This window comes from Chryseobacterium sp. BGARF1 (assembly GCF_001677955.1).
Taxonomy (GTDB): Bacteria; Bacteroidota; Bacteroidia; order Flavobacteriales; family Weeksellaceae; genus Chryseobacterium.
The window spans coordinates 1-25,494 of the sequence record NZ_LELA01000033.1; the positions used below are offsets into that span (position 1 = coordinate 1).

Sequence of the window (25,494 nt, forward strand, 5' to 3'; positions counted from 1 at the left end):
CCTACCGATTCTCCTCCTGTTTTACTTCGGGTATGGCTTCCATCCAATTGGACACTGGAAAGATCTAATTTCCTTTTATTATTTTGAAGAAGAGAAATCCAAATTCTTTTGAAAGAACCGTCCTTACACCATTTATTGAAATAATAATAGACTAATTGCCAGCTTATTGTTTCTTTTGAAAAATATTCTTTGAGGCTTAATTCCCGCCATTGGCAGCCTGTTTTCAATCGTTTTATAATGAGTTTAAAGATTTTTCCTAAATCAAATCTCGTGGAAAACCCTCGTTTGCCTTTGCTTAAATGAGGTAAAATCCATTTTTCCAGTTTATCTTTGCTTATGAGTTCCAGATTTTAGTTCTTTTTTTTTGCAACTCTAAATTGCTAATTTTCTGGAAACTCTTTTTCTAAATAAGTTTAGACAAGTTCAATGTAAATTTTAGCGGTTAACAGTTTCGATATCTTTATTTTCAATAACATTGAATTTTTCCATCGTAAATCCTTGCGGATTATTGTCAGACCTTACAGAGTTGACAAGCATACAGCTGGTAATTAAACTTCTCTTGGTCAGATTGCTGGATCTGTAGATAAACTGCTTTGCGAATGTCTGGACCTGATACGGATAGCTGTCAAAGTTGGCAGAAACACTGTCTATCTCAATTCTCTGTTGGATATTCCCTGAAATAATTCTGTTGTAATATCCTTTTTCTGAAAGGTCTTTGTAATAATTAAAAGCAGACTGGTCAGCTAAATTGAATGCTCTTTTTACATTGCTTTCAATCGCATTTTTATCCGGTGCAATCGTGAAGAAAAGTTCATGAAAACGTCTGACATGCTCTCTTGCTTCGACAGGTCTGTTAAGAGACATGTCCTGAGATAAGGCAACCATCAATGATTTGCCGTTATCTAAAACATAAATTTTCTGACGCTGTTCTTCAGCAAACTCGTAAGATTTGTATACAACAACCCCTACAACTCCGAAACATAACAGGGCAAAAATAAAAGTGAATAATCTGATTTGCCTGAAACTGGTTTCGATATTTTTTAAGATTTTAAATTCCATTTTTTTGTTTTAATTATTTTAATAACCTTCCTGAAATATTTCCTGTTGCTGAACCGGCAGCAGCTCCTGCAATGTTTCCGGACTTTGATGCGGTCTGATTGACATTCCGCATAAAGTTTCCTGCACCTCCCGCCTGAATAACCCAGCCTGTTACGGTTGGAACGGTGAAGTAACCTATGATTCCGATAATCATGTAGATGATGTAGACGGTGTTGGACGTATCCGGAATAAAATTAGGATCAGCGAGCATCTCTATGTCCCGTTCCAAAATCAACGTCTGTATTTTTGCAAGGATAGCGCTGAAAATATCAGCAACAGGTAACCATAAATACACACTGATGTATCTGGTCAACCATTGCGTGAGTGTTGATTGAAATCCATCCCAAACTGATATGGCAAAGGCAATTGGGCCGAGTATGGACAGAACAATTAAGAAAAAGGTTCTGATGGTATCAATAACCAGTGCTGCTGCCTGAAAGAGAATTTCCAGAAATTCTCTAAAGCCGTCTCTGATTTGTTTTTTAACTTCAAACATCTGCCTTTCCATATACATTCCTGACATCGTCACCAGATCTGATGGAGACCATCCCAGTTCTTCCAGTTTTTTATCAAACTCATCATCTGATATCAGATAGGCCATTTCAGGATTTCTGAGCATGGCTTCTCTTTCCAATAAATCCTTTTTCTGCTGAAGTTCATTCATATCTAAAACCTGATCCTCCAACATGGAATGACTGCCTTGAACAACGGGGCTTAAAACCCCGTTGATACTTCCTAAAACCAATGTTGAAAAAAACATAATACAAATTCCGATGGCAAATGGTCTCAACATAGGAAACAGATCAATGGGTTCAGCACGGCTTAGTGCCTGCCAAACTTTAATGGCTACATAAAAAAGTGCTCCCAATCCCGCAACGCCCTTTGCGACTGCTGCCATATCTGCACACATCGGCATCATCTCATCATAGACGGTTCTTAAAACTTCGTGTAAGTTTGTAGGCTCCATCTTACCAGTATTTTTGATTCGACGTTCCGTAAAGATTAAGCACCCGTTGGGTGTTGTTCTGCTTCTTGGCTCTCAGGTAACTGACAGAAATATTCTTGTTCGTGTAGTAGCGAACCAGATTGTGATAATCTTTAACAGCCTTGTATACTTTATCAATGATATCCATTCTTTCTTTATCATTTAATGAAAGACTGCTGGTATTGACAATCTGTTTAAGCTCTTTTAAAAGTTCTGTACTTTCATTCAGTAATGTTGAATAGCCGTTCGCAATAGCAGTCAGTTCCTGAGCATTAAAGTTGGGATCATTCAACATTTTCCCGAAATTGTTCACATACATTTCGGAAACATCGCCAACCAGTAATACAGTCTGCTGAACTTTTCTTGCATCCTTGACGAGATTGTTCACAGCTTTAAGTTTATCATAATATTCCTTACCTTGTTCGTAGACTTTCTTGACTTCATTGAAGTTTTTGACCACATTGGAAACTGTATTGGATGTTTGAACAATTTCATTGGCTGAATTCAAAATTCCTGAAGCCAGATTGGCTGGGTCTGTCACTACAAACTGTGCTTTTGCTGTGGAGGTCGACGCCACCGCCGTAACCATCATCGTGGTCATGATTAAATTTTTCATTGTTATAAAATTTTAAATGATTAATTTTCTTTTGTCGATTTGATTCGCTTTAGCGAAATCCTCTTGATCGCATGCTCGACATTGCCATCCAGTTCGGAAGCCAGATTCATGACTTCCATTTTTTCGGTTTCTTCGGTCGTGTATGCTAAGTATTCTTCAGTGGAAACTTCGGTAGCGTAAACCGCTGAATGCGTTCCTCCCAATCCAATCCAGACTTCTTTGTAGAGCCTTCTCGGATCATTGTTCATATTGATGGAAAGTACCTGAGCTTTTTCTTTATCCGTTAAGCCCAGCATCGCCTGGATATCATCAAATTTGTTCATGTACTTTCGCTGATCCAGTAAAATCTTACAGTCGGAATTGTTGATGATACTTTCTTTGACAATCGGAGACTGGATAATATCATCTACTTCCTGGGTAACTACGATGGCTTCGCCGAAGAATTTTCTGACGGTCTTGAACAGATATTTGATGTATTCCGCCATGCCTTCTTTGGCAATAGCTTTCCAGGCTTCTTCGATGAGAATCAGTTTTCTGATTCCTTTGAGTCTTCGCATTTTGTTGATAAAGACCTCCATGATAATGATGGTCACAATAGGAAATAGGATTTTGTGGTCTTTGATTGCATCGATCTCAAATACAATAAACCTTTTGGATAAAAGATCAAGCTGCTTGTCTGAATTGAGCAGATAATCATATTCGCCTCCTTTGTAATAAGGCTCTAAAACATTAAGAAAGTTCGCAATGTCAAAATCCTTTTCTCTGACTTTCTTTTTTTCAAGGACAGATCGATAATCTTCTTTTACAAATTCGTAAAAACCGTTAAATGAAGGATAGTCATTGTTATTTTTAATCTTTTCGATATATCCGCTCACTGCGTTGGACAACGCAACTTCCTCTGATCTTGTGGGCGGTTCGTCATCTCTTTTCCATAGAGTTAGGATTAAGGTTTTAATACTTTCTCTTTTTTCAATATCGAAGATGCCATCATCGGTGTAAAAGGGATTAAAGGCAATCGGATTGTTTTCCGTATAAGTAAAGTAAACGCCGTCTTCGCCTTTGGTTTTACCTTTAATTAATTCGCAGAGCCCTTGATATGAATTTCCGGTATCAACCAATAAGACATGAGCTCCCTGTTCATAATACTGCCTGACCATATGGTTGGTAAAGAATGATTTTCCGCTTCCGGAAGGTCCGAGAATAAACTTGTTCCGATTCGTAATAATTCCCTGTTTCATTGGAAGATCGGAGATATCCAAATGAATAGGTTTTCCTGTCAATCTATCTGCCATCTTGATTCCAAATGGAGAAGGTGAATTCTGGTAATTGGTTTCTTGCGTGAAAAAGCATAATGCGGGTTCTATGAACGTATAGAAACTTTCTTCTGCAGGAAAATCTGCTGCATTGCCAGGAATACCAGACCAATATAAAGTCGCTGTATCTGTTGTGTTATGGCGGGGCTTACATTCCATAAGGGACAACGCACTTCCTGTATCATTTTTCAATTCCTTTAATTCCACGGGATTATCAGACCAAGACATCACATTGAAATGAGCACGGATGGATTGCAGTCCATACGAATGAGCTTCATTCAGGTATTTTGTAATCCATTCTTTATTGATCTGATTGGCTCTGCTGTATCGTGCCAGCGAGTGCATATTCCTTGCAGACTTCTCAAATTTTGCCAGGTTTTCTGCGCTGTTGTCGATAAACAGATACTGATTATAAATGTGATTGCAATTGAGGAGCAGTCCCACCGGAGATGCAAATGACAATAAACAGTCGCTTCTGTCTGTGCTTAGTTTTTCATAACGGCTGTGAGAAGAGACGGTTCCCGGTAAATCGTCCGTATCAGAAAGCGTATGCAGACTGATACGATTATTGCCGACTCTCATTTCTTCTGCTCCTAAATGTAAATCCTGAAGGGAAGGGTTAACGTCTCGGGATAAAGTAAGGTATTGTTCAAGTAATCCCGATTGTTTTTCTGTTCCGGTAATCTCATTCTCCGTCATCCGTTCCAAATGAACATAACCACTGTCATTCATGATTCTTTCAAACTGATCGACGGTTTCCATAAATCTGCCCATCAGCTCCTTATCCCTGATTTCCTTTGGAATAAGCTTTCCTTTGCAGAGCGATGAGAAATTACTCTGCATTCTCATTCTTTCTTTGCTTGTTTTGGTAAGAAAGAGGTAGCAATAATGATTCAAAAATGGACGCTCATTAAAATGCCTTTCAAACGATTTGGATAAAAAGCTTTGATCGTCTTTCGATAGGTCAGGATGATAATTTTCTTTGATGAACCAATCCTGCTTATGAACAATCGTGAAGTCAGGCAAGGTTTTAATGGCTTTAAACCAAGCGGAATGAATGGCTTCATATTCAGAGGAAGCAACGGTAAACAATTCCGGAAGGCTTACTTTAAAACAAACCGTAACATCAGCATCTTTTGATATAATACAGCTTTCTTCTACTGCCAGCAGGGGAAACTTACTTTCCAAAGTAGCGGCTTTCGATTGATTTCTCATGCTGCAGCTTTTTTGGAGTTGGATTTTAGATATCTGAAGATGGACTTTCGGCTGATGATGTATTGAGGATGCTTTTTGTTTGCACCCAGTTTCATCAATCCGTGTTCTCCATATTTTCTGTTGAGGGAGAAAGTCTGCCAGATCAGTAAGCTGGCACTTATACCTCCTGATCCCAAACAGAAATAGGTACTGACTCCTGCCATGTACATAATCATCACCACAATCAAAAGACTTAGCAGACCGCCAGCGAAAATGAAGAGGTACTGCGCTTTTAATCCTTTGAACTCTACGGTTCTTCCGATTCCTTTATTGATGTTATAGGTATTCATAACTTTGATTTTAAAGGAAGAATGAACGGAGAATAGTGGCTGCAACAATTAGGAAGATACAGGCTCCGAACCAGCTTGCAGCGGTTTTGCTGGTGTCAGGGTCGCCACTGCTGAATTTGTTGTACACTTTTACTCCTCCAATGAGTCCGACGACGGCTCCGATAGCATAGATAAGCTGGGTTGCAGGCTCAAAATAGGAGGTGACCATTTGAGTGGCTTCGTTGATTCCGGCAGTGCCGTTTCCCTGAGCGGATAGATTGATGCTCAGGAGTAAAGCGACTGTTGAAGTCAGAAGCTTTTTTCTTTGTTTTTCCATAATGTAAACAGATTAAATTGTTAGCATAACCCACAGTATGTGGGCTTTGGAGACAAAGGTGTAGGGAAGGGGGATTATTTTTATGAATATTGCAGTACGAGGAATGATTTGGCTTTACTTGCGTATTTTGAATCTTTAAATTACCTAAATTCGTCCTGAAGTATTATACCATGGAAACAATAAAAATTATAAAAACTGAAAAATATTTAGTTTTAAAGTATGAAGGTGAGCAGATCAATGATGATTGGGTACGTAATGCTCTTAAAGAAGAAGGTGAGGTTACAATTAAAAGATTTTATTTTGAAGTTTGTGATTTATTATATGAACATGATTTTGATGATAAAAATAATGATGAAGATGCCGAAGTTCTTCCTGTAGAATTTATATTAGCAGAACGAGACGGAGATTATTACAGAATTAAGAAAAAAGTTTTTTCACTAAATAATCACTTTTATTTTCATAGTTCGTTAAAGCTTACAAGAAAGCACTTTATAGCAGAAACAAAAATATCAATACTCAAATCTATTGATTCTTTAGTTACAGAAAATATTAGAATTGGCGGAAGTCAGGAAAGTCAAGAAATATTCATGCCTTTTGAAATGTATGAAGACATGATAAAAAATTTCCCCACAACTCACGAGAAATATTTATACTCGCAAGCTAGAGTAGCTTCTATTATAAAAAACTATTTCAATTCTACCACGGATGCAGAACATAAATTTGAAAAATATCTAAACAATAAAAGTACTATAACAGGAACAAATCTTACAAAAGTTTTTAAAAAGTATGAATTAGTTAAGTACGAAACAATATATGATAAATTGACTTCAATGTTAAACAATGAAGTAGGATACAGTGAAGATCAATGGCAAAATGAAATTCTACAAATAATTTTACTACTATACCCTAAATACATTTTTGCAACTAAAACAGTTTATGTACCTATTGACGGGAATAAAAAAAAGTTTTTAGATTTTATTTTAATTGATAGTAATGGGAATGTAGATGTTATTGAAATAAAAAAACCTTTTTCTAAGGTAATTATGACGGAAAATCTGTATAGAAATAATCATACACCACACAGAGACTTAATAGGAACCGTTATGCAAGTTGAAAAATATCTTTACCATCTTAGCAGATATGGAGCTAGAGGAGAAAGAACTCTAACACAAAAATATAGCAGTGAGCTTCCTGAAAATTTAAGCATTAAGATTACCAATCCAAAAGGATTTATCATTATGGGTAGATCTAAAAATTTAAAGAATGGGCAACTTGCTGATTTCGAAATTGTGAAAAGACAGTACAAGAATGTTATTGACATTATTACTTATGACGATTTATTACAACGCCTAAAATTTACAATTACTCAGATTAAAAAACTCTAAAATGTTGTTCGGCATGTTCAGATAAATCTTTCAATATCAAAATCTTTATAATCGCTCTCCAGAAAAAAAGAAGAATCAGAATTGTTTTCTGAAGAAAGGCTTCTGTCTAATAGCTCAGCAATTTTGATGGAAGCCCCTTCAATAGAATTTTCTAATAAATTGAATAATTCGGTTCCCTGTATTTTTTGAATAATATTTGCCGCTGTTTCCTTTTGAGATAATTCTGAATTTTGATCTTTCAGAAATGCCTCCACGGTATTTAATTCTTCGAAGGTTACCCCTGTGGCTAAACCGTTATCATTATCGAAAATTTGATATTGACTCCATTCTTCTTCCATTTCCTCAAAATCTGGAGTACTTCTGAAAACATCATCTAATTCTTCCTGCGGAATTTGAATATCAACTGTTTTATCGTTGATTTCTTCTTCAAAATTAGAAGTTCTATACTTTTGTTTTTCAATACGGGACTCTACGTCGTTGTTTGGCAACGTCTGGCTTTTTGCAGATTGAGACAGTCCCATAATACTTGAAGGTGGTTTGGTATTTTCAGACGTCAATTCTTTTTCTGATCTTTTTTGAAAGACCATTTTTTCTTTCATCATCAATACAATGATAATCAGAAGGCAGACTAATATTAAAATTTCCATAATTAAAAAAGGGGTTTAAAATGTTCATTGAAGTCCGAAGTAATAGCTTCCTCAAATAGTTCAAAATGATGTTCAAGAATATTATCCAGATAAGCATAAAGAGGAATTTCATCCTTTCCTATAACCTGAATGATTCGGGATAATCTTTCATGAAATTCTTTGCGGATGTAAATGGTTTTGTCTCCTCGTTTTTTCATCGAATGGCTGACAAGAAATTGTTGACCATAGCTCTCCATATTTTTCAGCTTTGAACTCTTTTTTTGATTTTGGACAGCTTTTTTTTCAAGAACAATCTTTTCATTAATTTCTGAGTTTTGAATCCCTGACTTATCAGTTTCAAGAATCTCCAAACCTTCTTTTTTTACACCATCGACCATCATGTTCATCATCAGTTCTTCGTTAATATCTGGAGTAATGTTTTTCTTGATTTTTTTTTCCATAACTAGATTTGAATGATTTTTAAAAACTCAATGAGGAAAAGGTCAAACCTGCAGGCTTTCAGTAAATTTTCATCCGCAGGTAGCAAAGTGGACCGGAAAACTGTTTTTGAATTTTCTTCACTTTCTTTCCTGAAACGGGTAGAATTTTTAATATGACTATCCATTAAATTTAAACCCAGTTGGTGGATCAAGTCATTGTAAATGTTATACAAAGGCGTACTCTCTCTGCCATCGACCTGATTCCAGAATAAATGGATACTTTTAAGGGATGTTTCTCCTTTTTTCATAATAACATCCTGTAAAAGTTGGCTAAAGACTAGTGTGCTTTCCATAACCAACCGGTCTGCTGTGATGGGTGTAAAAATATGATGCATTCCTGCCAAAGCTTTTAGGATTCCCGGAGTATTAACGGTTCCCGGAAGATCAAAAAAGATGATATCAATAGGAATAGGTGATGTTTCTGAAAATTCGTGTGCAGCTTCTAAAATATGATCTGCCTTATATTGCAGAATGGGATAAGCTTTTTTGTTGATGGTTGTAAATTGCTTGTAAGCCAGTTTTTTTAAGTGCAGATTTTCCATAACCATAGCGAGATCACGGGTTTTCATTTTCATTAAACTGTGTTGTGGAAAGTCTGCATCGAATACAGCAATAGTATAACCCAGTCGATAATGTAAGATGCTCGCTAAAAGAGTCGTAAAGGTACTTTTTCCTACACCTCCTTTTTGTGATGAAAAAGCAATAAATAAAGGTTGTTTTTTGGTGTCCATATTTTAAAAATTAAGATTTAAAAATTATTAATTTCATTTTTTAAGCTTGATTTCCAGCTTTCATGCATTCAGTCTTATACTCACTTTAACTGTCAGTCAGTTATGAAAGCGATCATGATTTCTGAGCTTCAGTTAATCTGAGAATCAATATTTCTTGATTGCAGGATTGCTGGTTTCTTAATCTGCTAGTATTCTGGACGGCGTGATTGAATTCCGGCTGTCTTTCTATAATTTCAGGATTCCTGCTTTGTTGATTACCAGAATGTTTGCAATCCGGAATTCTTTCTATTCAACTGTCATGATTGCTGGACTGCTTTATTGCATTCTTTAGCAAAGAACTCATCATTTTCTTTCACTTTCATTAAAGTGGTTGTGTTTGACTGTGAAAGGTTGGATTTGCGTAATCTTCCAGTAGATTGTTTGCTGTTCACTATGTTTTACTTTGTAAAGCAATAACATATAAAATATAACATGAGTCCTTCAAATGAAATTTTTGAGATAAGTGATAAAAGCATAAAGCTTTCTAAGATGGTTATAATGGTCTGTCCTGATGATAGATTTTGGTGTTCGAAAGAACACAGCAAGTTGTGTTTTGAGTGCCTCATAACTGTTTTTTGTGCCTCAAAACAACTTGCTCTTGCAGAGGGCTGGAAAAAACTTCCGAAGTCAGTTTTTTTATGAATTAAACTTAAAATGGAATGGAACAGAAAAAAAATGTAAAACAAAATAAGGGTGGGAGAAATCCTAAGATTAATCCGAGTATCCACCGTCATGTTTTTCGGTTGACTGATGATGAAAATGCTCAATTATTAAGTCTTTTTGAAGCTTCCGGAATGAGCAATAAAGCCAAATTTATTATTTCATTATTGTTCAATAAGGAAATTAAGACAGTGAATATTGATAAAGGAACATCTGATTTTTACATGAGGCTGACCTCTCTTTTTGGGCAGTTTCGTGCCGTTGGTGTAAATTATAATCAGGTTGTTAAACTGTTATACAGCCGTTTTACTGAGAAAAAAGCAGCCGCATTTCTATACAAATTAGAAAAACAAACTGTTGAAGTAGCTAATCTTTGCAAGAAAATTATCGATTTAACTGAAGAATTTAATCAAAATCATCTTCAAAAATGAATTAGTATGATTGCTAAAATTGGAAGAGGAAGTAATTTGTTTGGAGCTTTAGCATACAATCAGCTGAAAGTTGACAATGAAAATGGGGAAATATTATTGATGAACAAAATGATTGAAACGAAAGATGGAAATTATACCGTTGCCCAATTAGTAAAATCCTTTGAACCCTATTTAATTGCCAATAAGAATACAGAGAAAACAACATTGCATATTTCTCTTAACCCAGATCCTAAAGACAAAGTTTCAGATGAAGATTTTGTGCAAATTGCTCAGGAATATATGAACGCAATGGGTTTTGGTGAACAGCCGTTCGTGGTGTTTAAGCATACAGATATCAGCCGTACCCATATTCACATTGTAAGTATTGGGGTTGATGAAATGGGGAAGAAAATATCGGACAAGTTTGAAAAAAAAAAATCCATGAAAATTTGCCGTGAAATTGAAAGAAAATATCGTCTTTCCAACGTTGCAGATAAAAAGCTTACTCAAAAAGAACAGATTTTCAGTCCCGTAGATTATCAGGAAGGAAATATTAAAAGTCAAATGGCTTCTGTAATTCGGAATATTTCGAATCATTATCAATTCCAGACGATGGGAGAGTATAATGCTTTACTTTCATTGTATAACATTAGCTCCGAGAAAGTGAATAAAATAGAGAATGGAATTTTGAAGAATGGACTCTTATATTTTGCTTTAAATGATAAGGGCGAGAAAGTAAGTCAACCTTTTAAGGCTTCTTTATTTGGTAAGGATGCCGGATTAAGGGCTTTGGATAGTCATTTTTTGAATTCGAAGAACAAACTTAAATTAAGCTCTGTTCATGAGACTTTAAAAGCCGCTTTAAAATTGGTAATGGATACACAACCAAATGAATCTGAATTTAAAAGTAAACTGCAGGATATGGGAATCAGTACCGTAGTCCGACGTAATGCATCCGGAAGAATCTACGGAATCACTTTTATCGATCATCAGTCTAAGTCAGTTTGTAATGGTTCTAGGCTGGGGAAGGAGTTTTCCGCCAATACTTTTCATCAATATTGGAATAGGGGAGTTGAATCGAAAGAAGAAGTGAACAGTAAACATGAAAAATATAATATAAATAATGGCAATTCTGAAATTTTACAATCTGAAAAACCTCACGAATTATTTAATTTTTTACATCAAGATTCGAATTCTCTAATAGAGGGATTTGGTAGTATCATACCTGAAATTTTGGGTGAAGACTATGAAGAATTGGATTTTGAGAATCGAATGAAAAGGAAAAGTAAGAAAAATAACAGGAGATTTAGAGGATAAGTTTTATTCTCTGTTAATAAGATATTTTAAGAACCAATTGGGAATATGATCTTCATCAACATGTAAAGTAATGATTTGATTTTCCATTTCAGCAATCATATTCATTTGGTCAGAATTGTCAAACAAATAGGCTTTATCAACCAATTGCATGGCAGGATAAAGATTTTCAAGAGTTTTAATATATCTTTCTTTAATGCTTAAATCGGGTACCGCATGTCCTCCTTTTACTACCCGGTTATTTACTCTCGAAACATTTACATCAGGATCGTCAATGCACACAAAATAAAGATAAGTTTTGTAATTCAGCTCCTTTGCTAATTTTAATTCATAGAGTTTAGAAGGATGACTCATGACAGATTCGAAAGAAAATGATCTATTGTCTAACATTAGATGCTTTCTTATAAAAGAGGATATAAGTCCAGCAGAATAACTGTTTTTGTTTTTTGAAATATCTAAAATTACATTTTCTGAAATTTTGATTTCAAGAGAAAATCCTTTAGTTTTTGCTTTTTCAATTAAGGTTATTGAATTAGGTTCTGTAAGAAAACTATCTAAATCAGTTTGTGTGAGATCGAGGTTAAAAGAAGATAGATCTAAAAATTTTTTTTCTGAAATTTCTGATTCAATATTATCTGAATTGACAAATAATCCTGGATTGAATTTATTCTTAATGAATTCTGAAAATAAAGTAGATTTTCCAGAGCCATTAGGACCACAGAATATGCGAAGTCTTTTGGTCATAAATGTATTTTACTTCCTTTCTTTAGACCTGTTTTTTCTGAAACCACTTTAGAAATTATCCCTACCTCCTTGGTTTTATCACCTTCGATACGGTAGATTTTACCATCTCTGATTACCTCATACGAAATACCTAAAGCTCTTGAAATTCTCTGAGAATTTTCCGAAGCTCTTCTTGCAGATCGTAAAAGACTTCTGGTAGTACTTTGCAATATTCGTTTCGTTCTTTGTTTTCTTCTGTCTGACATTATTGAATAAATTGTACTTACGAATATACGAAATATTCTTTAAGAGATAATTTTGATGATTTACAAAGGTTTTGATGTAATGAAATTTTTTAAATAATTCATTTTTTTAGAACAGATATGTGTTCTTCAATGCTTCTTTCCATACGGAGAATTAATCTCTACGGCCTTATCACATAAAAGGTAGGTGAAGTACGACTTTTCGCCGGTCTTCTCATCCTCAAAAACTTCACTGTCCCATGTTATCGTCAGTTGCCAGCTGTCCCACATTCTCATTGTATGAACATAAGTCAAGTCGACGAAAAGGAAAATATATCACGTTAAGGATACATTCTTTCACATATAAGAATATAATAAATTAAGCTATTTAATCTAACTTTCTTACAGCGTTTTTCTCTAAAAAATAATTATGAAATTAATTTTTATCACCGGTCAGTATTTATTTTGTATTTAGCTCGTTAAAAAACATATATTTAGAGAAAACAAAACTAACGATTAAAATTAAGGCAATCTCAATAAAATCTTAATGGGGTACTGTATCCTATTTTTTTCCTTTATACATTATTTAGCTAAATTATAGTTTTTGTGAACACTAAATATTAGTTCTTCTTTTTTCTTCACGATGGTATCACGGAAACAAACATACCGCTGAAAAGCTAGCAAGGTTACGTTCAACGGGCATTCATTGAAAGAACGAAAGCTTAGTTATAATATGCCGTTTTATTCGGTTCTTCAATTATTTTTCTTAAGAAACTTACATAATCCGTCAATGTTTTTATGATGGTCTCTTTATCTATTGTTTGGTTGTCTGCACCTAACCAATTTTGCCTGTCAACAATAGCAACTGTCATATAATTTCCGTTTCCAAATCTGTTTGGTCGTCTAATATGTTCAAAGCCGAATTTTTCAGCTTGGTTTAGTATCCAGTTATGTAATTGATTTCGGATTTCGCCACGTTTAATATCTTCAGGCATTTCAAGTTCATCTGGGTCAGTTGAAATTTTGAAACATAATTTCCCCTCTTCAAGTTGTATATAAGCGGGATAAATGTTCCAACAATCCCAATTTAAAACAGCGTTCCAAAAACCACCGCTTGGATTATTTACGTAATTCCAACTTACGATTTCAATTTCTTTTTCGAGGAACTGAAAAAATCCTTGCCAATCATCACCGTTCCATTCTTTAATGAATTTGTTTTCAAATTCATTGTTTGATTTTTCAATTCTTTTCAATCTTTCGTAAAAGTCTGTAAAAACATCGTTGTCAATATCTTTAAATTCATCAAATAAATTGATGAAATCCAACCTACTGAAAATTGCAAAGCCTTGTTTTTGATATGAACTAAGCCACTTTGACTTTCATTCCCTGTCTTTAGATAAATGCAAATTGGCTTTTCATAGTTGTTGTTTTCGCACCATTTTTCAGCGTTTTCTTTATAACGAGCTAATTGGTTTGAATGATGTGATGAATAAGTTTTGTCTTCAATTATAATTAAATACTTGTCGTTGACTTCTGCCCAAACATCTATGTTTTCCCATTGTCTTCCGCTTCTACTTTAGTAATTTGGTCGTCAAATGAAATTAATTGCTTTTTTATAAGCTGTTTTGCAAATACTTTTCCACAACCATTAAGTTTTGGGTCAGCTGATTGATATTGTGCGTCAGCAAATTGCAAAAGCCATGTTATAAAAGCATCTTGATTTAGTTCTTTTGTTGCAATGTCAAAAATATTTGGCTTCATTTACTTTATTATTTTAATTATTCTCATAAGATATTAAGTGCAGATTCATAGTGACATATTCCTTACAGAAATAAGGCATTAAGTATTATTTGGGAAGACTAAATTCAATCGTTTTTTGAGATTAAATTTTATTTTCTGCAGCCAAAAACTAGAAGTGAGATCACTCTGATCAGTTGGTCATTTTTTTTGATATTGAATGTTTATCCAAAGATGATTTTCCAAGCAATATATTGACCTATCATCTTGTGAGATTTAATTGATTATTATTAACTTTTAAGCTTACCGAAATGGCATTAAAATAATATTCCGCTTTGCAAGAAAGATTATGAATAATAGCTATTAGAGAAATTACTCAAATTAGGAGGTGAACCTTCTTTTATGCCATTCTTATATCGCTTTGTTTGCATCTTAAAAGTGTTAACCTTAATAAACAAATTACACTGCTAATTAACGTCTATAAATAGATCTCTGATCCTCAAAGATTTTAATTAGCAATAGTACCGGTGAAACCGCAACATAACCTTCTCTGATTATAATAAAGTATCATTCCAAATAGAATTTTCATATTCTCTATAAACCACCTATTAATTATTTAACATGAGTCGCTTTACCAAAACTTTGAATTTCGTAATAACGAACGTTAAAAGCATCTGACGGCATTTTATTTCGCATAAGTTTGTAGAAATTTTCGTCATGTGAAGAAATTACAATTTGCCTGTTATACTTAGTTATCATTGTTCGAATAAGATCAATAAAGGAGAGTATGTTAATATCACTTAGGTTTTGAATCGGATCGTCCATGAAAATGGTATCTATCTCATCATTTCGTGTTTCAAATGCTTTGGCCAAAAATATACTCAAAGATAAAACGTTTAGCTGACCAGCGCTTAAATATAAAGAAGGATCTAATTCTTCGTCATTACTGATAGCTTTAATATTCAAAATAGGTCCTTTTTCGGTAACTTTAGGACTAATTTTTATTTGGTTAAGATTTGGGTGAGGCTCAATCCTAGAATATATCTGATTAATCACCTCTTGATTAAAGTATTTATTGATTTCCCCATTAATGTAAGTTTCAGAAGTTTTTCTTGCCTCTATGACTTTGTCGAGTGAATCGTCTAATGGTTTAATCTGCAATTCCCATTTCTCCAAATCTTTTTCCAGTGTATTTTTCAAAACATTCTTTTCTATAACCTTCAGGCTTACTGCCAAATTCTCAAGATCTTTAACTTCTATAATCAGATTTTGATGGTAGAGTTTAAGTATCTCTAATTCATTACGGAAAAATTCTTCTGACGGCTCCCCGTCTTGTGAAAACTGTTTGAACTGATTGATATAAGTTGAAGTCTTTTGCTGAATATCATTGATTTCGTTGTTCTTGACTATTTTTAAGCCAGGAATTTCTGCCTCATTGTACTGAATGGAAAATGAACTGATATTGTGTCGAATCTCTGCGATTTTCGCTTCATTTTCCAATTTTTCGTTTTGTGCCTTGGTCAACTGATGTGTAATCTCATCTAACCTACGCTGCAATTCTATTTGATGAAAACTATCACTCGGTAAATTTAATTCTTTCACTAATTGCTCAGCTTCAACCAAAAGTCGGTCAGCACGAGAAATTGCGATATTGTTTTCAGCAGTTGAAATCCTATTTTTTAAGATCGAAATATCATTTTCAATAGAAGAGATTTTTTGAGATCTATATTTTACAACATTTTCTAGTCTTAAAAATCTTAGTCTAATTTTAGATAGTTTTGACTTCATTTCTGATTTAATAGTTTCAAAGTCTAATGGGGTATTTAAGTCATCAACAGTAGTTTCAGGTCTAAGTTGTAATAAACTTAGATTTACAGATCGAGTTGAATTCTGCAGAGCACTTTGTACATTAGTTATTTCACTTGAAGTTTTGTCCCTCTCAATTTGCAATTTCGATATTTCCGTGTTGCAAAGTTCAATTTCTTGATTGATAAAAGTTAAAAACTTCTGATCAAGTGCACCGATTTTTTCTTTGATCAATATTTCGTCCGACTTTGCTATATCTAGTTGCGACTTTAATGTAACAGTTATTGTTTTAGAAGTCTTTTGTTCCTCAATTTTTGCTAATAGATTAGAAACTTCATTAAAATCTGTTGCGCATAGTGGACAGTGGTTAATGTCTGTTTTCCTAACGTAATCCTCTCCCCATTCAATAACTCTGTCAAAAATTTCGTCCAAATTCGCACTATTATCAAGATCATTCTGTAACTTGTCAATATTAATCTTGTTGGCAAGTAAATGTTTAACCAGCTCGTTTCTTATTGTAAAGTCATAGGAAAGTTTTTCTTTGTCCTGAACTGGCAATGATTCAAATCCTTTGCTTTCAGCAATTGATTGTAGCAATTGACGAGAAGAAAGTTTTAAAGATAAAGCAGATTCTTTTTCTGAAAGTTGCTCATTTAGTTCTTTAATTTTAGCTCTCCTTTTTTCAGCATCTGTATTCCAAAATCTGTAGTTTTCCAGCTCTGTATCCCATTCTTTTAATTTACGATCAAGTGCATCACGTTGCTGCTCCCATTCTTCTAAAGTTGATTGCAGAACAAGATTTGATGATTTTGAAGTTTGTAATTGATACAGGTGTTTATCGATATCCCGACGGAAATCATGAAGGACATTTTGTTGCTGAGTAATATTTTTATAAATAGTATCAACTTCGCTGACCAGCGATAATAAACGAGTTATTTTTTGACTAGAATTGGAAATAATTAAAAAATTTGCTTCCATAGAATTTCCTGAAGCATTGTAAGTATTAAGGTCGGTATACAATTTCTCCAACTCAGAAAGCTTATTGAAATCTTCATTTAAGATGGGATGGCTTTTTAGCCATATATGATACTCTGGCATTGCCTTTTGGAGAGCTTCCAGCATAGAAATTTGTGCAAAAGCTCGTTGTTCGATGAGTTTCGCTCTTTCGATATAGGTTTGTGTGGTACTTAAAATCACTTGGTAAGTCTCTCTATTGACATTAGATGCCAAAGCCTCCATTTTAAACTCTGTTGAAGTTTTTTCAGTTAGTTCCTGAATTGCAGCATTAATTGGTCCAATTTGATCTCCGGCATTTAAAAAATCCTTAATTTGTTTCTTTGCATTATCTATATTTGAGATGATTTCACTCTTTTCAATAGTCAACATGTTCTGATAACTGTCTATCTTTTTGAGAATGGAAAGAGCACTTTCACCTTCTGGCCAAAAATTTTGCAATTGAAAAAATCTTTCATCAGGTTTAGTATGGCGTAAAAATTCATCTATTTGATCCTGAGTCAAAATATTAGTTTTAACCAACCGATCGAGAACATCTTGCGCATAATCAGAATTTAAGCTACTGACCGTCCGGTAATCATATTTGTATTCAAAATTTTTAGCTTTTCGCTCGGTGGCTGTTCGTTCAATTACTTTGTCGTCTGTAGTTAGAATTTTCACTGAACCGCTTTTCCCATTTTTATAACCTTGCCTATTTGTAAGCAAGATTTTATCCCCACTTGAATAGTCTCTACGATTAATTTCCTGACCGAGTACATCCGATTCAAAGCGCCTGAGTTTACTAGCATAGCACCACTCAACTGCATCAAAGAACGACGTTTTGCCGAAGCCGTTCGGTGCATAAATTACCATTAGATTTGAAATCGATTCATCATTAACGAAGCTAAACTCCTGTTCTTCGTTATAAATTCGAAAATCATTAATTTTAATATTTTTAATTTTGCTCATCGCTTAGAAATTTAATGAGTTGTTTTAAATTTTCTCTAGTATTCATTGCATCTATCTTTTCAATAGCAGCTGCAACTTCAGGATGGCTAGCAATCATTAATTCTTCAAGCCTATCAATCGACAACTGTCTTTCAGGAATATCAATATCAATAAGTGTTTTACTTATTATGCTATTAACGTATTCATCAGTAATTTCATCGTCTCCTGTTGAACAAACCATTTTTCTGGCTGAAAACTTGTCTTGAAGAATTATCTGTTTAAGTTCTTGAGGTACGAACTCTTTCACTAAATACAAAATATAAAGGTTCCAACGCTCAGCAGGATTTTGAAGTGTTCTACTTTGGAAACTTATGGCTACATGATCACGCAATTCCTTGTAGTTCTCTTCAAGATCCTTCACAGTTTCGTAAATTGTTGAAAATACATATAGATGTATAGTTCCTGATAATGTCTTCCAACAATCCGTACCAGATGAACTAAAGTAATCATCAAATTTTGCTAATTCGTCTATTATTTGTTGTGATTTAACTAATTGCATCATTAAATATTTTAGTAAGATTTTGGGTCGCCTCTGCGATGGTTGTGCTAGCTGCGATACCTAACGCCAATTGTGAAAAACTTAAAACTCCATAATCAATATTGCCAGCAATATTTAAACCGGCGTCTGACTGGCTATAAATGTCAAAAACGATGTTTTTTTTGTCTTCCTTTGTGAAAGGGTGTAAACCAAACAACGTTTTATGTGAGTGAAAAATATGACAATGGTTATTTTGTAAAGTCCCAGCAATAGATTTATCTAATAGATGCTGTTTAGCTATAGAGAAATATTGAGCCTCTTCAGTAAAGAAAAATTTCAGAGTTAATTGAATATCTTGAACTATTTTTGTTTCGACACCCTCGATAAATTTTGACACCTCTGTGTTTGGGAGAGAAATATATACAGCATTGATATCACCATATTCTCCTTTCAGCATTTGTACGTAACTTAAAAACTCTAACCACGCTTTCCACAACTCATTATTTACGTCAACTTGATTTTTAAGAAATTGAATTATCTTATTCAATGAGCCATCCAGTTCTGGAGTCATTAATTTACCATGTAAAATACTCGCTATTGCCTGAGGAGAAGTCTTCTTAGCTACTTGTTTGGCAAAAGCTATCCCAATTGATTTTAAGGGTTCTTCTGCGTAATCAAATGCTTTGGGCATATAAACTGAAAAATCATCTAATTGATCATCAATAACTGATATACCATTTTTCTTTAAAAAGTTTTCTGCTTTTTTTATACTTACCGAGCATAAGTTGTTTACATCTTTATATCGTAACACTGATGTTATTTCCTGCCTTGCATTTATTACTCCTGAGCCTGAAAATCCGCTATATTCATTGCCCAACTTGATTCCTGGGGTTTCTAATACGAGGTCGTGAGTGTGCTTTACAGATATGATATCAAAAATGGTTCCTTCCAATTTACTACCCACTACTAACCCTTCCTTAGTGGCCGGAAATCCAAATGCGGACCATTCAGCCTTTAATAAGGGCTCCTCACTACATAAAATAACAATATGTTTTGAAATATACTCGTCTGTAATCAAAATAGCAAGATCATTTTCTTTACAATGGTCTTTAACAGAAACTACAATCTTATTCTTTTGACGATTTTCTACATGAAATTTTTTGTCCATAAAGTCCTCAACAGCATGTAGAGATGTTACCAACATATTTTCCTCTGCGAAGAAAGCGGTACCTACAGGAAATCCTTCATTATCCAAGACTTTCCATGTACAATTCTGTAAATTTTTAATATCTATCATGGCAACTTTAATTCGTTGGAAACTTCAGCAGTATAATTAAATTCCTTCATTAAGTCTTCATCAAAGATCCGAGCAAGATGTTTAGGGAAATAATTGAAAATTAATTTCCTGTTAGTAATAGTTCCACGTAAAGGCCGGTGAATAATAAATGCAATTGTTTCAATGTCAGGATGCATATGAGAAGGATGCCTTCCATTTGTTGAAATAAGATAATTAGCACTATCGATTAATTCATATAATTCTTTTGGATTGTTTCCAAAGCTTCCATGGTGGCTAACTTTTATTGCATCAAAAAAAAGACAAGGCTGATCAGGATACAGACTTTTTAGTTGTTCCATCACAGGTTCTGCATGTGCATCAGCAAGCATTAGTATTTTTTTTCCATCTGCATTTAAAATAAATGATATAGAGCTTCCATTTCCGACCCGTTTGTCTGGTTTATATTCTGATTTAATTAATTTAATGCCCTCTGACGTTATTGGCTTTCTAATTGAGCCTTTAATAACGCCACTATAAGTCTCAATATCTTTAGCACTAAGCGATTTTATAAACAATTCAAAAGCATCATCAACAAAATGCGTATCTGCAACTTTTATACCTTGTGCTTTTAGAGCTTTTTTAAACTCGTTATCAATGGATTCCAGTTGCTGCTTATTAGGCCCAACTAAAGTAATCGACACGTTATCGTTTACAAAGATTGTTGTGGCATGTTCAATGCAAACGGCGTTGCCATTAAAGTCCTCATTCCATGAGTAATTTTGTGAGAGTAATTCCTTACCTAATTTTGAAGCTTGTTTTGCACCAATTTCAGTTTGCTTTTTGGTAGTGTCAACTTTTTGCGAAGCAATAAAATTCCTTAGTAAGTTTAGCTGATTCTCATCCGGTACTGGAAGTTTCTTCTTTTCAAATTGCAGGTGTTTGTATGCATTAAGCCATACCTGATCTATCTCAATTATTTTAGGTCTTTGTGCTGATCCATTTTCTTTGATGAATTTTGCGGCACTATTAATATGATCATCATCATAGTGAGTAATTATAAAACGATGAAGCTTTTTTCCTGCCTTATGATACTTATTTAGTATAGGAAGAATTTCTGACTCAAAATTAAATCCACAGTCAATCAATATATTAGTATTAATTTTTTTTCCTTCATCAAAAGCATCGATAAGGATAGTGTCGCCATAGAGAACAGGTAATAAATGTACTGTGAGCATTAAATGGTTATTAGATGATCATAAATATATAATTATTTTTGCATTTTGAAATACGTTAAAGGGTAATTTTTATTCTTAATCAAGAAGATATTTATAGTACATTACCATCACTTCGTTTAAGTTTGAGACCAATAAACTAAAACTTATCTCATCTAAAAGTTGTTTCAGTAAATTTACAATTGATTAGTATATTTCAATGAAATGTGATCAACCAATACTTAATACAAGTACATAATCAAAGGTAAACTATATATAAAAACTCATAATACGGATTCCCGTAATATGAGTTTTCAGTATTATTTTCAAAATTTATACTATTTTTTACTTGACATTTCTCGGATTTCCTCATCCGTGTGATTGTCCAGAATTTTAGCATACCCGTAACTGTCTGTCAAAAAGTATCATATAAAGTAGATTTATTTATTTTTCCATTATAACCAGCAGATCTGAATATGTTTGAATATAAATCTTTTTGATTTTCATTAATTCTGGGATCTAATAAAATTTCTTCAATAAAGTCATTTGGATCTATTGGAAGTTTAACAAATTTCCTTTCACCATCTTTATTGAAATCATCTTCTGTTTGACCTCTTTTTTGAATGATTACCCTTACCTCATGCTCATGGCTAAATTCATTTCTTTTGATAAATAATGAATCGAAAGCTATCTTTGCGTCTGGTAGGGCTAAACACGAATACTGATGAATCACATTTTGCATTTTATTTTTTGAAAAATACGCCACAGGTGCAATGGCCTTACGCCAAGTATCAAATCGGTCTTTCAATAGTGTTTCTGAATCAAATACCGCTTTGGCAAGTTTTGAAATTTTCGTTTTAATAATGACGGACTGTTTTGTCGGTGAATAGATTCGCCATATAGCGTCTGTTTCTTTTTTCATTGTCCAACATTGCCCATAGAGGGAATCCGTAAATGAGCCCAAAGATGTGTAATGCGAGCCAAATCTTATCTTTGTTTTGAATAAAAAATTCTCGTAGGGATCTTCCCACATTTTAGTTCTTACCAAGACTATGTTTTTCAGTGACAGCATTTCTAAAAGCCTTTCAAAATGAATGCATCTGTAAATTGGCGTATTGTAATTTTTACTAATAATTGATTGAGGAAAATTTCCCATTTTTATATCACTTTTCATCTTTTTTATTGATGTTTAATTGTTTTATTAGAATGAAATTCCAAATTACAAATTCGAATTTTTAGGACTTAAAGGTAAAGTATGTGCAGATTCTAAAAATGCTTTTAACTTGACAGGAATATATTTATTATAGAAGTTTTCATTCATCAACCAATTATCTGATACATATAATAAAGATGATAAGATAAAGTTTAATGTCGAATCTATATCTAATCTATCCAGTAGTTTTTTAAGAACGCCGAAATTTTCATTTTTTGTCGTAAAAATTAACTTAGTACTTTCTTTAAATGGGTGAATAATTACGCAAGCCATGTTATTAAATTCTAAATCCTCATTCTTAATTGTCAGATTACCCAGATAGCAAAAGAAAATAGGAATCACTTTATCTATTTCAATGGTGTGAGAACTTAAATTTTCATCCTTATTTAATTCAATGTCCTTCCAGGCCAGTCTTTTAAATATTAAAGTTTCTTTAATTGTCTTCTTCCTTTTCTTTAAAAATTGGTCGAAATCGTTATGTCTAGGATCTGTAAAATGAAGATCCTTTAATTCAATATTCAAAGCCTTAAATAAACTTCGGTATTTTCCATTTGTGGATCTCTCGAATTTTTCATGCCTTTTCTTAATAAGTTCATTGATAGAATTTTCTGTTTTTTTTAATACAATTTCCCAATAGACATTATGATAACAAATTGCTTTATAGATTAATGTTCGTAGCTCATGTTCATAATCAAGTTGTTCTTTTTTTTCATATTCGAACATATTCTCGTGGGTTTCACAAAATCCAGGAAATGTTAGGGCTTTATTTATTCCAATTTTACTGATCTTTATTTTTTTCTTATCGAGATCGGATGCAGGATAAATAAAATGTCCATTATGTGAATTTTTTCTAAGAATTGATTCTTGAAATAAATGTGATTTTACTGCTTTTTTTCTACAATATTTTACAGAACATTTTCTGTTTTCAGAAAATGAATGCAAATAGACTTTGCTGCTATATACTAGTTCTTTTATCTCTGATTCATTTAACTCCATAGAACTATATTCTCTATACGCTTCATCAAATATTGTATTAAAAAGAAGCAATGCTTCTTCAAACGAAACTTTTTCTGACATTACTATCATTTGTTGATTTAGATCACTGTTAAATTATATTTTTATAAACAAATCTACTGTTAAAGAAGTTCTGTATCTATTATTAATATTAACTCAAAGATAAAAACAAATAGCTATTTGAAAAGTGCTAAAAGCCTTTGTTTTAAAATTTATGATAACTAATAAGTTTGTTTTTTTTGAACCTTTTTAAGTATTTTATTCCTATTTCAAAAATTTGATTACCAAAAATATTTTCGGTACTACGAAAAGGTAGTGATTTTATATGATTCACGTTAGTCAATTTTACAAAAACAAAAATGATCAGCTTATCAATTCAAATATTATCTGATCATTCAATTAAAATTGATTGTTATGAATATCGAAAGAACAGAATTTATTGCGTGGATGGAGAGAATCTTAGAAAGATTCGACATTCTTAAAGAACAAATCATATCTAACCAAGCGAAATACATTGAGATTGACGGAGAGGTACTGCTTGATAATCAGGATGTACTGCAACTCTTAAAAATAAGTTCACGATCATTACAGCGTTACCGTACTGATAAAAAACTCCCTTACTATACCATCAGTGGAAAATTGTACTACAAACTTTCTGATGTTCATCAACTGATTAGAGAAAGTCTGCGCAAATGAATGATGTTAAGTTCAACACCATCCACTTCCAAACAGATATGTTGACTGCCAACCTTTAACCATCTTTCAATCTAGCTTTTATTTTCACTTCTATAAATAAATGCAATGGAAGAAGATATAAAGCCTCAGGAAGTCAGCCATCTTAAACCCGTATCTGATACTTTATTGGTTCTTAATATCAATACCAATACTGTGGAAATGGTTAAGGGAGTGGATAAAGACGGCAATCTGCAAAAGTTACCTCCCGAAGAAAAAAAAGATAATGAACAATTAATTCGTGTTGATAAACATGGAGATGTTTTCTCCAATTTCTTTTCCAATTTCTACAGGCAGTTAAAAAATCCTTCTCATTTCAATTTTTTCAAAGTGTCCGAATATGATGCTGTCAACACGGCAAAAGAGCTCCAGCAGTATATTGATCAGGCGTCACCTGCAGAATTGGAGAAACTAAAAGAGTATATCGTTTCAACAAAAAATAACAACAATATAAAAAACAGCAATACAATGGAACAAACCAACAAAGACAATCAGGAATACCGTTTTCAACCGGAACAGATCGACTGGAAAACGATGGAAAAATTCGGCCTCAATCAGGAAAAACTGGAAAAGATGAATGCCTTAGATCCTTTACTGAGGGGTTTTAAAACCAATAATTTGGTTCCCATCACCATTAATCTGGGAACTGCTGTAAGCAGGATGGATGTAAGATTATCATTACAAACTGCCGATAACGGAGAAGTTGCCGTTCACCTGCACGGAATCCGTAAAGAACCTAATCTCAATCTGAAATTTCTCGGTCATGAGTTCTCTGAAGAGGATAAAAAGAACCTAAGAGAGTCAGGAAACATGGGTAGGGTAGTCAATCTAGTGAATCCAAAGACCGATGAAATCATCCCTTCAATCATCAGCCGTGACCGTCTGACCAATGAGCTCGTCGCTTACAAAACAGAGTATATGAAAATCCCTGATGAGATTAAAGGTTTCAAGCTCGATGAACATCAGCAACAGATATTATCTGAAGGCAAACCTCTTTATCTCGAAGGCATGACCTCAAAAAAAGGAGAATTGTTCAATGCTACCGTTCAGTTCAATGCAGACAAGCGTTATGTAGAATTTTTATTCAACAATAATCAGTCACAGCAACTGACTCAACCGAAGAATCAATCCGGTCAGACGTTTCAGAACAAAGATGGGGAAGCACCTAAAGTTTTCAGAGGACATGAACTGGATGATAAAAAATATGAAAAATTCAAAGCAGGAGAAACAGTGTATGTAGATGGATTAGCAGACGGCAAAGGCAAAGCTTACCAAGGCTATATTACTTTCAACAAAGAAACCTCCAAAACAGATTTTTCTTTTACCAATCCCAACAAACTTAAAGAAAAATCTCAACCTTCAGAAGACAATAAAACCCAGAAGGCAGTCAATTCTGATGGTAAAACAAATGAGGCTACTAAGAATCTTAAAGAACCTTTACAGCCCAAGCAACAGCAACCGGCTAACAAACAGCAGGAAGATCAGCAGAATAAGCCTGCTAAATCTAAAGGACGCAAAATGTAG

The 25,494-nt window shown here is 33.7% G+C and carries 26 protein-coding genes; 5 read left to right on the plus strand and 21 right to left on the minus strand.

The window, feature by feature from the left end; genetic code table 11:
* The 7 genes from AB671_RS05500 to AB671_RS05530 form a co-directional block, all read right to left on the minus strand.
* The coding region (locus tag AB671_RS05500; RefSeq protein ID WP_157444148.1) for a transposase at positions 1 to 347 on the minus strand (347 nt) is incomplete at its 3' end.
* An 88-nt stretch (positions 348 to 435) separates the two neighbouring features.
* Positions 436 to 1,059: a conjugative transposon protein TraK gene (gene traK / locus AB671_RS05505; protein WP_066674568.1), complete on the minus strand. Its 624-nt coding sequence runs from the start codon at positions 1,057 to 1,059 to the stop codon at positions 436 to 438.
* Between the two features lie 13 nt (positions 1,060 to 1,072).
* A complete protein-coding gene (gene traJ / locus AB671_RS05510; protein WP_066674565.1) occupies positions 1,073 to 2,065 on the minus strand; it encodes a conjugative transposon protein TraJ in 993 nt (330 codons plus the stop codon).
* Position 2,066: 1 nt separating this feature from the next.
* The gene (locus AB671_RS05515) at positions 2,067 to 2,684 is read right to left on the minus strand and encodes a DUF4141 domain-containing protein (RefSeq protein ID WP_228390877.1); all 618 of its coding nucleotides are present in this window, start codon (positions 2,682 to 2,684) and stop codon (positions 2,067 to 2,069) included.
* Between the two features lie 35 nt (positions 2,685 to 2,719).
* A complete protein-coding gene (locus AB671_RS05520; protein ID WP_066674561.1) occupies positions 2,720 to 5,227 on the minus strand; it encodes a TraG family conjugative transposon ATPase in 2,508 nt (835 codons plus the stop codon).
* Positions 5,224 to 5,556, minus strand: a complete 333-nt coding sequence (locus AB671_RS05525) for a DUF4133 domain-containing protein (RefSeq protein WP_066674559.1) — start codon at positions 5,554 to 5,556, stop codon at positions 5,224 to 5,226. Before AB671_RS05525 ends, AB671_RS05520 begins: the two co-directional genes overlap by 4 nt.
* A gap of 10 nt (positions 5,557 to 5,566) precedes the next feature.
* Entirely contained in the window at positions 5,567 to 5,872 is a 306-nt protein-coding gene (locus AB671_RS05530; RefSeq protein ID WP_066674556.1) for a DUF4134 domain-containing protein, read from the minus strand.
* Between the two features lie 170 nt (positions 5,873 to 6,042).
* On the opposite strand from AB671_RS05530, the gene AB671_RS05535 reads away from it, so the two are divergent.
* A complete protein-coding gene (locus AB671_RS05535; RefSeq protein ID WP_066674549.1) occupies positions 6,043 to 7,257 on the plus strand; it encodes a Shedu immune nuclease family protein in 1,215 nt (404 codons plus the stop codon).
* 17 nt (positions 7,258 to 7,274) lie between these two features.
* Here the strand turns inward: AB671_RS05535 and AB671_RS05540 are convergent, their stop codons facing one another.
* From AB671_RS05540 to AB671_RS05550, 3 genes are read right to left on the minus strand one after another with little or no spacing between them, the layout of a single operon-like run.
* Positions 7,275 to 7,904, minus strand: coding sequence for a conjugal transfer protein TraD (locus AB671_RS05540; RefSeq protein WP_066674547.1), 630 nt, complete (start codon positions 7,902 to 7,904; stop codon positions 7,275 to 7,277).
* Positions 7,905 to 7,906: 2 nt separating this feature from the next.
* A complete protein-coding gene (locus tag AB671_RS05545; RefSeq protein ID WP_066674545.1) occupies positions 7,907 to 8,344 on the minus strand; it encodes a DUF3408 domain-containing protein in 438 nt (145 codons plus the stop codon).
* 2 nt (positions 8,345 to 8,346) lie between these two features.
* On the minus strand, positions 8,347 to 9,114 hold the full coding sequence (locus AB671_RS05550; protein WP_066674543.1) for a ParA family protein: 768 nt from the start codon (positions 9,112 to 9,114) through the stop codon (positions 8,347 to 8,349).
* 698 nt (positions 9,115 to 9,812) lie between these two features.
* Here AB671_RS05550 and mobA point away from each other — a divergent pair.
* Together mobA and mobB are read left to right on the plus strand one after the other, a co-directional pair.
* Positions 9,813 to 10,244 carry a conjugal transfer protein MobA gene (gene mobA, locus AB671_RS05560; RefSeq protein ID WP_066674537.1) on the plus strand — a complete coding sequence of 144 codons (432 nt, stop codon included), beginning with the start codon at positions 9,813 to 9,815 and terminating at the stop codon, positions 10,242 to 10,244.
* A 6-nt stretch (positions 10,245 to 10,250) separates the two neighbouring features.
* Positions 10,251 to 11,540: a conjugal transfer protein MobB gene (gene mobB, locus AB671_RS05565; protein ID WP_066674535.1), complete on the plus strand. Its 1,290-nt coding sequence runs from the start codon at positions 10,251 to 10,253 to the stop codon at positions 11,538 to 11,540.
* Between the two features lie 3 nt (positions 11,541 to 11,543).
* On the opposite strand, the gene AB671_RS05570 is transcribed toward mobB, so the two are convergent.
* From AB671_RS05570 to AB671_RS05610, 11 genes are all read right to left on the minus strand, one after another.
* The gene (locus tag AB671_RS05570) at positions 11,544 to 12,281 is read right to left on the minus strand and encodes a hypothetical protein (RefSeq protein ID WP_066674533.1); all 738 of its coding nucleotides are present in this window, start codon (positions 12,279 to 12,281) and stop codon (positions 11,544 to 11,546) included.
* On the minus strand, positions 12,278 to 12,526 hold the full coding sequence (locus AB671_RS05575; protein WP_066674532.1) for a hypothetical protein: 249 nt from the start codon (positions 12,524 to 12,526) through the stop codon (positions 12,278 to 12,280). Before AB671_RS05575 ends, AB671_RS05570 begins: the two co-directional genes overlap by 4 nt.
* A gap of 698 nt (positions 12,527 to 13,224) precedes the next feature.
* On the minus strand, positions 13,225 to 13,827 hold the full coding sequence (locus tag AB671_RS22725) for a hypothetical protein (protein WP_228390875.1): 603 nt from the start codon (positions 13,825 to 13,827) through the stop codon (positions 13,225 to 13,227).
* The gene (locus tag AB671_RS22730) at positions 13,752 to 14,051 is read right to left on the minus strand and encodes a PD-(D/E)XK nuclease family protein (RefSeq protein ID WP_228390876.1); all 300 of its coding nucleotides are present in this window, start codon (positions 14,049 to 14,051) and stop codon (positions 13,752 to 13,754) included. The genes AB671_RS22725 and AB671_RS22730 overlap by 76 nt, the downstream gene beginning before the upstream one ends.
* Complete coding sequence (locus AB671_RS22735) at positions 14,048 to 14,263, minus strand: hypothetical protein (protein WP_228390874.1); 216 nt, start codon at positions 14,261 to 14,263, stop codon at positions 14,048 to 14,050. Before AB671_RS22735 ends, AB671_RS22730 begins: the two co-directional genes overlap by 4 nt.
* Positions 14,264 to 14,851: 588 nt before the next feature.
* The gene (locus AB671_RS05585; RefSeq protein ID WP_066674529.1) at positions 14,852 to 18,007 is read right to left on the minus strand and encodes an AAA family ATPase; all 3,156 of its coding nucleotides are present in this window, start codon (positions 18,005 to 18,007) and stop codon (positions 14,852 to 14,854) included.
* Positions 17,994 to 18,545, minus strand: a complete 552-nt coding sequence (locus AB671_RS05590) for an ABC-three component system middle component 1 (RefSeq protein ID WP_066674518.1) — start codon at positions 18,543 to 18,545, stop codon at positions 17,994 to 17,996. Before AB671_RS05590 ends, AB671_RS05585 begins: the two co-directional genes overlap by 14 nt.
* The gene (locus AB671_RS05595; protein ID WP_066674515.1) at positions 18,532 to 19,821 is read right to left on the minus strand and encodes a trypsin-like peptidase domain-containing protein; all 1,290 of its coding nucleotides are present in this window, start codon (positions 19,819 to 19,821) and stop codon (positions 18,532 to 18,534) included. The genes AB671_RS05590 and AB671_RS05595 overlap by 14 nt, the downstream gene beginning before the upstream one ends.
* Positions 19,818 to 21,035: an MBL fold metallo-hydrolase gene (locus AB671_RS05600; protein ID WP_066674512.1), complete on the minus strand. Its 1,218-nt coding sequence runs from the start codon at positions 21,033 to 21,035 to the stop codon at positions 19,818 to 19,820. The genes AB671_RS05595 and AB671_RS05600 overlap by 4 nt, the downstream gene beginning before the upstream one ends.
* A gap of 391 nt (positions 21,036 to 21,426) precedes the next feature.
* Positions 21,427 to 22,185, minus strand: a complete 759-nt coding sequence (locus AB671_RS05605; protein WP_066674509.1) for a DUF2971 domain-containing protein — start codon at positions 22,183 to 22,185, stop codon at positions 21,427 to 21,429.
* A gap of 45 nt (positions 22,186 to 22,230) precedes the next feature.
* Positions 22,231 to 23,301, minus strand: coding sequence for a hypothetical protein (locus AB671_RS05610; protein WP_157444137.1), 1,071 nt, complete (start codon positions 23,299 to 23,301; stop codon positions 22,231 to 22,233).
* A 351-nt stretch (positions 23,302 to 23,652) separates the two neighbouring features.
* Here AB671_RS05610 and AB671_RS05615 point away from each other — a divergent pair, with 351 nt between their 5' ends.
* Together AB671_RS05615 and AB671_RS05620 are read left to right on the plus strand one after the other, a co-directional pair.
* A complete protein-coding gene (locus AB671_RS05615) occupies positions 23,653 to 23,934 on the plus strand; it encodes a helix-turn-helix domain-containing protein (protein WP_066674499.1) in 282 nt (93 codons plus the stop codon).
* 105 nt (positions 23,935 to 24,039) lie between these two features.
* The gene (locus AB671_RS05620) at positions 24,040 to 25,494 is read left to right on the plus strand and encodes a DUF3945 domain-containing protein (RefSeq protein WP_066674496.1); all 1,455 of its coding nucleotides are present in this window, start codon (positions 24,040 to 24,042) and stop codon (positions 25,492 to 25,494) included.

Coding starts and splice junctions, on each gene's coding strand:
- traK (WP_066674568.1), bottom strand. CDS start 1,059: ATGGAATTTAAAATCTTAAAAAATATCGAAACCAGTTTCAGGCAAATC.
- traJ (WP_066674565.1), bottom strand. CDS start 2,065: ATGGAGCCTACAAACTTACACGAAGTTTTAAGAACCGTCTATGATGAG.
- AB671_RS05515 (WP_228390877.1), bottom strand. CDS start 2,684: ATGACCACGATGATGGTTACGGCGGTGGCGTCGACCTCCACAGCAAAA.
- AB671_RS05520 (WP_066674561.1), bottom strand. CDS start 5,227: ATGAGAAATCAATCGAAAGCCGCTACTTTGGAAAGTAAGTTTCCCCTG.
- AB671_RS05525 (WP_066674559.1), bottom strand. CDS start 5,556: ATGAATACCTATAACATCAATAAAGGAATCGGAAGAACCGTAGAGTTC.
- AB671_RS05530 (WP_066674556.1), bottom strand. CDS start 5,872: ATGGAAAAACAAAGAAAAAAGCTTCTGACTTCAACAGTCGCTTTACTC.
- AB671_RS05535 (WP_066674549.1), top strand. CDS start 6,043: ATGGAAACAATAAAAATTATAAAAACTGAAAAATATTTAGTTTTAAAG.
- AB671_RS05540 (WP_066674547.1), bottom strand. CDS start 7,904: ATGGAAATTTTAATATTAGTCTGCCTTCTGATTATCATTGTATTGATG.
- AB671_RS05545 (WP_066674545.1), bottom strand. CDS start 8,344: ATGGAAAAAAAAATCAAGAAAAACATTACTCCAGATATTAACGAAGAA.
- AB671_RS05550 (WP_066674543.1), bottom strand. CDS start 9,114: ATGGACACCAAAAAACAACCTTTATTTATTGCTTTTTCATCACAAAAA.
- mobA (WP_066674537.1), top strand. CDS start 9,813: ATGGAACAGAAAAAAAATGTAAAACAAAATAAGGGTGGGAGAAATCCT.
- mobB (WP_066674535.1), top strand. CDS start 10,251: ATGATTGCTAAAATTGGAAGAGGAAGTAATTTGTTTGGAGCTTTAGCA.
- AB671_RS05570 (WP_066674533.1), bottom strand. CDS start 12,281: ATGACCAAAAGACTTCGCATATTCTGTGGTCCTAATGGCTCTGGAAAA.
- AB671_RS05575 (WP_066674532.1), bottom strand. CDS start 12,526: ATGTCAGACAGAAGAAAACAAAGAACGAAACGAATATTGCAAAGTACT.
- AB671_RS22735 (WP_228390874.1), bottom strand. CDS start 14,263: ATGAAGCCAAATATTTTTGACATTGCAACAAAAGAACTAAATCAAGAT.
- AB671_RS05585 (WP_066674529.1), bottom strand. CDS start 18,007: ATGAGCAAAATTAAAAATATTAAAATTAATGATTTTCGAATTTATAAC.
- AB671_RS05590 (WP_066674518.1), bottom strand. CDS start 18,545: ATGCAATTAGTTAAATCACAACAAATAATAGACGAATTAGCAAAATTT.
- AB671_RS05595 (WP_066674515.1), bottom strand. CDS start 19,821: ATGATAGATATTAAAAATTTACAGAATTGTACATGGAAAGTCTTGGAT.
- AB671_RS05600 (WP_066674512.1), bottom strand. CDS start 21,035: ATGCTCACAGTACATTTATTACCTGTTCTCTATGGCGACACTATCCTT.
- AB671_RS05605 (WP_066674509.1), bottom strand. CDS start 22,185: ATGAAAAGTGATATAAAAATGGGAAATTTTCCTCAATCAATTATTAGT.
- AB671_RS05610 (WP_157444137.1), bottom strand. CDS start 23,301: ATGTCAGAAAAAGTTTCGTTTGAAGAAGCATTGCTTCTTTTTAATACA.
- AB671_RS05615 (WP_066674499.1), top strand. CDS start 23,653: ATGAATATCGAAAGAACAGAATTTATTGCGTGGATGGAGAGAATCTTA.
- AB671_RS05620 (WP_066674496.1), top strand. CDS start 24,040: ATGGAAGAAGATATAAAGCCTCAGGAAGTCAGCCATCTTAAACCCGTA.